The organism is Paenibacillus darwinianus (genome assembly GCF_000598065.1).
In the GTDB taxonomy this organism is placed as follows: domain Bacteria; phylum Bacillota; class Bacilli; order Paenibacillales; family Paenibacillaceae; genus Paenibacillus_I; species Paenibacillus_I darwinianus.
In genome coordinates, this window is sequence record NZ_KK082152.1 from 23,498 (window position 1) to 30,190 (window position 6,693).

Annotated in this window: 4 protein-coding genes and 1 pseudogene; all 5 read right to left on the reverse strand. The window is 59.0% G+C overall.

Annotated features, from left to right (window positions below):
* Positions 1 to 61: 61 nt before the first annotated feature.
* Entirely contained in the window at positions 62 to 1,828 is a 1,767-nt protein-coding gene (locus BG52_RS07040) for a phospho-sugar mutase (protein ID WP_051587663.1), read from the reverse strand.
* Between the two features lie 59 nt (positions 1,829 to 1,887).
* Positions 1,888 to 2,880 carry a hypothetical protein gene (locus BG52_RS07045; RefSeq protein WP_036581646.1) on the reverse strand — a complete coding sequence of 331 codons (993 nt, stop codon included), beginning with the start codon at positions 2,878 to 2,880 and terminating at the stop codon, positions 1,888 to 1,890.
* Between the two features lie 11 nt (positions 2,881 to 2,891).
* Entirely contained in the window at positions 2,892 to 4,280 is a 1,389-nt protein-coding gene (locus BG52_RS07050; RefSeq protein ID WP_144340756.1) for a UDP-glucose dehydrogenase family protein, read from the reverse strand.
* 3 nt (positions 4,281 to 4,283) lie between these two features.
* Complete coding sequence (locus BG52_RS07055) at positions 4,284 to 6,038, reverse strand: phosphohexomutase domain-containing protein (RefSeq protein ID WP_036581642.1); 1,755 nt, start codon at positions 6,036 to 6,038, stop codon at positions 4,284 to 4,286.
* Positions 6,038 to 6,693: pseudogene (locus BG52_RS16015) on the reverse strand (hypothetical protein); the annotation flags it as partial. The pseudogene BG52_RS16015 and the gene BG52_RS07055, both read right to left, overlap by 1 nt.

Sequence of the window (6,693 nt, forward strand, 5' to 3'; positions counted from 1 at the left end):
AAAAAGTCCCGATCTCAGAAGATTCGGGACTGTATCGGTCAAGATAAACATATCGTGTCCGCTAATGCAAGTCAAGATTTGCTTGGACGACGCTGCCGAATGAAGCGCGCGCCGGGGCATCCAGTCTGGCCATGACCGCCGATACAAGCTTCTCCATCGACACGGATGCCGCAGCCTCCGACTCTCCCTTTACCGCAAAATAGACTTTGATTTTCGGCTCCGTGCCGGAGGGCCGCAAGCAGAACCAGGAGCCGTCCGCCAGCATGAACTTGAGCACATTCTCGGCAGGCAGCCCTTCAATGCCGGAGCTGTAATCCAATGCGCGCTCGACCGCGATGCCGGCCACCTCGGCAGGCGGCTGGCCTCGCCAGTCCTCCATGATTGCCGCGATCTGCTGCACGCCGTCGATCCCCTTCAGCGTGCGCGACTCCAGGCGCTCCAGGTAAGTACCGAACTGTCCGTACAGCTCCGACAGCACGTCGCACAGCGTTTGGCCCCGGCTTTTATAGTAGGCGGCGGCTTCACAGATCAGCAGCGCAGCGATCACGGCATCTTTATCACGGGCATAGGTGCCGGCCAGATAACCGTAGCTTTCCTCATAGCCGAACAGGAAGGTGCGTTCGCCGGACCGCTCGTATTCATTCATCTTTTCGCCAATATATTTGAAGCCGGTCAGCGTGTTCACAACCTCCACGCCGTAATGCCTCGCAATGTCGGCCCCCATCTCGCTGGTCACGATCGTTTTGACCACAACGCCCTTGTCCGGCAGCTTGCCCTGCTCCTTCATCCGCCCCAGCAAATAATGCACCATCAGCGCACCCGACTGGTTGCCGCTCAGCACCCCATACTCACCCTCAAGGTTGCGGACGACCGCACCCATTCGGTCGCAGTCCGGGTCGGTTCCGATGACGATGTCGGCATCGTTCGCCCTGGCCCATTCAAGCGCAAGCGCAAACGCCTCACGTTCCTCCGGATTAGGGGACGCCACCGTGCCAAATGTTCCGTCCGGCAGCTCCTGCTCCGGCACGACGATCACATGGCGGAAACCCGCCAGCTTCAGCACCTGCCGAACCGGCAGATTGCCTGCCCCGTGAAGCGGCGTGTAGACGACCGTGAAATTCCCATGCACGTCCTGCCCGCCCGCAGTCGCCTCCATGTTGAAGCTGTGCGACGCAACCGTCTCCGCATAGCGCCTGTCATCCTCTTCGCCGAGCCATCGGATCAGCCCCGCCGCCTCCGCTTCCGCCCGGGGCATCCGGTTGATCTCCCCGAAGCTCTGCAGCCGCTGAATCTCCCCGATCACTTCTTCCGCAAGGTCCGGGACCAGTTGCCCGCCATCCGGTCCGTACACTTTATAGCCGTTATATTCAGGGGGATTATGGCTCGCAGTGACCACGATGCCGCCGTCCGCCTGCAGCTGGCGCACCGTATAAGACAACTGCGGCGTCGGACGGAGACCGTTCCATAAATAGGTGACGATGCCGTTCCCGGCAAGCACCTCCGCCGCAACCAGGGAGAATTCGGGGGAATGATTGCGGGAATCGTGGGCAATCACAACAGAGGGCTTCGCATTCCGGCCGATCAGCCAGTTGGCGAAGCCCTGTGTCGATTTCCCTACCGTATACGCGTTCATCCGATTCGTACCCGCTCCCATCACGCCGCGCAGCCCGCCCGTTCCGAATGCCAGCTCGCGGTAGAAGCGGTCCGCAATTTCCTGTTCGTCTTCCGCGATGCCGCGCAGCTCCCGCTTCGTCCGTTCATCGATCAGCGGGTTATCCAGCCATTCCCGATAGTTTTGCATTGCCGTCGTCTTATGCATGCTGCTCATCCTTTTCCGTTGTGGTCTTGTTCGAAAATCCGATACCGTCTGCCTGATAGATGTTGATCCTATCCTATGGCCGCACTGATGCGCGCCCTGGCTTGCGCCATTGCCGCATTCTTCGCGGCTGCATATTCGTCTCGCCACGCTTGCAGCATAGCGGTGGACAGCCCTTCCCGCTGCAGCTCGCGCTTCGCTAGCCGGATCACGGTTTCGAAGCTTGCCTCGCAGCTTGCCTCGACCGCCCCGATCTCCTGCACCAGCGTGTCTTCGGCCGCACCGGCCGACGAAGAGCCGTCGTCGTTCTTCATCCGGTTAATGGCCGCAATGACCTTCTCGGTCATCGCATTCGCGTCGCTCGTACAAGCGGCCTTGACCGCTTGAAGCTTGCCGGCGTATTTGCCGGCAACCGCGGCCAGCTGCGGATCGGCCGATTCACCCACGCCGCCGCCCCCGGATTGATCCGCGTCCGATTCCGGGGCCGATGCCGCTTCGGCCGGTTCGCTGCCGCCGGATGCGGCCTTTTTCTCCGCTTCCAGCTGCTTCCGAATCCTTGTCCGCTCGACCTCATCCTGCACGCCCACCAATTCGATCGGATAGTCGGGGTCGAGGATAACCAGACCTTTGCCGTAATCCGTCGTGATCGCGCGCAGCGCCTCGATTTCCTGCGGCTTCAACTTGCCGAGCAGCGTGTCTCTGATCCGCTGCTTCTCCGCCGTGTCCAGATTGCCCGACGATTGGCCGATCAGGTCATACATTTGCTTTAACGAAAGCTCGGATTGCAGCAGAATCGCAGCCACATCCAAAGCGTCCTCCGACTTGATCGATTTACCCGCAATTCCCTCCGCCTTCGATACGGCGCCCTGCATCACCTTCGGAACCGCCGGATCGTCTTCCGCCCCTTGTGTTAGGCTGCCTTCCGCCCTCGCCAGCTGCCTGTCCTGGATCTGCTCCAGATCAATCGACTGAATTTTCCAATACAATATTGCCCCGGAAATAACGAACAGCACAACCAGACCGGCCAGGGAACAAAGCGTCACACGCACTGCCTTTCTCACCATTACACCCCGCTTCAGTCCAGGATCAACTCCGGTATATAAGCTTCGTGGCCCGGTCTTCCTACCGGATAATAATGGAGTCCCGCTTCGCGGACTCTTTGAACGTCATACACATTGCGTCCGTCGATCAGGATCGGACGGGCCAATGCCGCTCTTACTGCGCCAAGGTCGATGGCCGCGAATTCCTTCCACTCCGTCAGAAGGCAGAGCGCATCGCTGTCTTGCGCCGTGTCCAGGGCGGAATCGCACCATACAATCCGGGGATGGTCGAACGTCCGTTTGAAATTGGCCATGGCGATCGGGTCATACACTTTAACCGTCGCATCCGACTCAATCAGCTGCTCGATGATTTCCAGAGCGGGCGCTTCCCGCACATCGTCGGTTTCCGGCTTGAACGCCAAGCCCCAGACGCCGACCGTCGTACCTCGAACATCGCCGAGCGCCTTCCCCAGCTTGTCGAGCACGCCGAAGCGCTGTTGCTTGTTGACTTCCACGACCGATTTCAGCAGCTTGAAATCATATTCCACATTGCCGGCGATCTGGATCAGCGCTTTCGTGTCTTTGGGGAAACACGAGCCGCCATAGCCGATGCCCGCGCGCAGGAACGAGCCGCCGATCCGGTTGTCGAGCCCCATTCCTTTGGCCACTTCGATGACATCCGCTCCGACTTTCTCGCAAATGTTGGCGATCTCGTTGATGAAGGAGATTTTCGTAGCCAGAAAAGCGTTCGACGCGTACTTGATCATTTCCGCGCTGCGAATATCGGTGAGCACAATCTGGTTGGTAAGCGGCCGGTGCAGATCGCTGAGAATACGCGCGGCGCGGCTGCCGTCCGTACCGATCACAATCCGGTCGGGATGCAGCGTGTCGCGCACCGCCGTGCCTTCCCGGAGAAACTCCGGCAAGGAGGCCGTATCGAACGGGCCGTCGTACCGCTCCCTCACGATCCGTCCGACGCGCTCATTCGTGCCAACCGGGACGGTGCTTTTCACGCAGATGACCTTGTAGCCGTTCATCGCCGCGCCGACTTCCGACGCAGCCGCTTCTATGTAAGACATATCGGCTTCTCCGCTTGGAAGCGAAGGCGTCCCGACAGCCATAATGACGATGTCCGCTTCCGGCATCGCTTCGGCGAGCGCGGTCGTGAATCGAAGGCGTCCCGCATCCATATTTTTCAGCGAGAGCCGCTGAAGTCCCGGCTCATAGATCGGAATTCCGCCGCTCTGCAGCGTATTGATTTTGGCTGCGTCCTTATCCACGCAATACACGTCGTGTCCCAGCTCCGCATAGCAAATCCCCGATACCAACCCGACATAGCCTGTTCCGATCACCGTGATTTTCATCTGTTCCACTCCCTTATCCGGGCCCGCGCCCGGCGTTATCCGATCACATTCCGCTACCATCCGTCAAATCATGGACTCCAGTGCATACAGCACGTTGGAGCGGATGGCCGACAATTGAAGCTTCGCGGCCGCCCCGTCCTTCTGCCTCGTCCCGAAGAAAACGTCCAGAACCGGATGCCCAGGCTCAATGCGCAGCCCGTACCAGGAACCGTCCTCCAGGACGTATTTCAAGGCGCAAGCCTCAGGCGAATCGATCTTGCTGGTTCGCGGCCTTGACGAATCCCTAAGCTCGCCGGTACGGTAATCGTACACCCGCCTCAGCTCCTGTCCGCTCCCAAAAGACGGCGGCTCCGAAGAAAATCGGTCCAGCACGATTTGCGCCTGCTGCCACCAATCGCTGCCGCCGAATATGAAGGAAGCCTGATCCTCCGCATACCATCCATAGGTCTGATAAAGCTTGTGCAGCTCATTGCCGACCGTGCTGCCTCTGGACTTGTAGCTCGCGGTCATCTCGGCCGCGAGTACAGCCGCCTGGATCGCATCCCGATCACGGACAAAGCCGTTCAGCGCGAAGCCCCCGTGCTCGTCGAAGCCGAACAGGAACGTATGCTCGCCCGACCTCTCATAATTGGCCATGCGGGCGCCGACGCCTTGAAAGCCGTTCGTCACCTCGGCCGTACGAATGCCGTGCCGGGCTGCGATCGATGACACCAGCTCGGAAGTCATGGCCGATTTCAGAACGATGCCGTCAGCGGGCAGACAGCGCAGCCGCTGCTTCTGCTCCAGCATGTAACTGAGCAGAAGCGCCGCCGTCTGGTTGGCGCTCAGAAGCACGTATTTACCGGTACGGTCCTTCACCGATAAACTCATCGAGGCCGCTTCGGGATTGAAGGCCAGAACGACGTCGGCATTCACCTGCCCGGCAATCTCATAAGGCAATTGCAGATTGTCCGGCCGGAAGGGGTCGGGCTCCCTCACCTTGGAGAAATGCAAATCCGGAAGATGCTGTTCCGGCACCGTATGAACTTCGGTAAATCCGGACCGTTCCAGCGCGCTGCCCGCGATGGCGCCCGCGGTTCCCTGAAGCGGCGTAAGCACGATCCGCACCGAGGAGGCCATGAGTTGAATACTCTCTTTACTGTATGGTACTTGTTCAAGAAATTCCAGATACGCATCGTCAATTTCCGAGCCGATCACGACAAGCTTGCCGGAGGAGATCGCCTCCTCCGGATTCATGGCCGTCACGTTCAGCCCGTCCTCCGACTGTTCCATGAAACGCGAGATGCGTTCGATGTAGCCGGCTGCCAGGGGAGCGCCATTCTCCCCATAAAGGCGCAGGCCGTTGTAATCCGCCGGACAGGTTCCCGCCGAGACGGAGATGCCGGCGGCCGAATGCAAATAACGCACAGCAAAAGCCAGCTCGCAGCTCGGGCTTGCCTTCTCGAACAGATACACTTTAATATTGTTGTTGGCCAGAACGAGGGACGCTTGCTCCGCGAAGCCCTTGGAATGGTACCGCGGGTCGTACGCGATGACGACGCCCCGCTGCTGGGCCGCAAACCCCCGGGACATGATCTCGTCGGCCAGTCCCTGGCAGATGCGGCGCACCGTGTAAATATTGAACCGGTTCGTTCCGACGCCGACCCTGCCGACCACGCCGTCAGCGCCGAAGGGCAGGCTGCGGTAGAAGCGCTCGATAATCTCGGTCGCCCGAAGCTCATGCAATTCCTGTTTCATGAAAGGCGGCAGTCCCGTTTGTCTCCACCGGTTGTACCGCCTTTGAACGTCACTTTCCAACCGGCTGATCGTGGCATGCATCAACAAGATTCTCCTTTGGGAAACTCAGATTGGCATGATTCCCCCCGTTCCATGGCCAAGCTTCTCTCTCTATGATCCAACAGGCCGAACAGGTAGTTTGTTATTTGCTGCAGATTGATTTGGCTAGCGTTACCGGAAGCTAAATTCACGTCGATATCGGTTAACACGGATAAAGCTTCTTTTATCCTGATCGTCTTCAACCGCTCCCACTCCATATGGAGGTATGGATGCCGGCCCTCAAGCGCCGCCGCCGTGCTGCGATCCTCCGGAAACACCCCCCGATCGAGCAAAACAAGCGGCTTTACCAGACCGACCGCTTCACTGATCGTTCCCCATCCAGGCTTGGTGATCACCAGATCGGATGCGGCCAAATAATTTTGCGACTCCGTATAATCCTCCGGTATTCGCAGCACATTCTTCCGGTCGATCGCCATGTTGGAGGAAACGACAAACAAACAGGATTCGTCATCCCACATCGCCATCTCGGTCAGATCCTCGACCTGAATGCTCATCCCCAGCGCAAAAAAGACGATAGCCTCGACACCGTCCGTCTTCATAAGCGACTTCAATCGTTCGATCTCACGAGGCTCCGGGCAGCGGCAGAAGAATCCGGCCTGCGTATGCTCTTTTCGGCCCCACAATGGCTCTTGTGCCC

Excerpts from the sequence above, each read along its gene's own strand:
- BG52_RS07040 (WP_051587663.1), bottom strand. The coding sequence starts at position 1,828 with ATGAGCAGCATGCATAAGACGACGGCAATGCAAAACTATCGGGAATGG.
- BG52_RS07045 (WP_036581646.1), bottom strand. The coding sequence starts at position 2,880 with ATGGTGAGAAAGGCAGTGCGTGTGACGCTTTGTTCCCTGGCCGGTCTG.
- BG52_RS07050 (WP_144340756.1), bottom strand. The coding sequence starts at position 4,280 with ATGGTAGCGGAATGTGATCGGATAACGCCGGGCGCGGGCCCGGATAAG.
- BG52_RS07055 (WP_036581642.1), bottom strand. The coding sequence starts at position 6,038 with ATGCATGCCACGATCAGCCGGTTGGAAAGTGACGTTCAAAGGCGGTAC.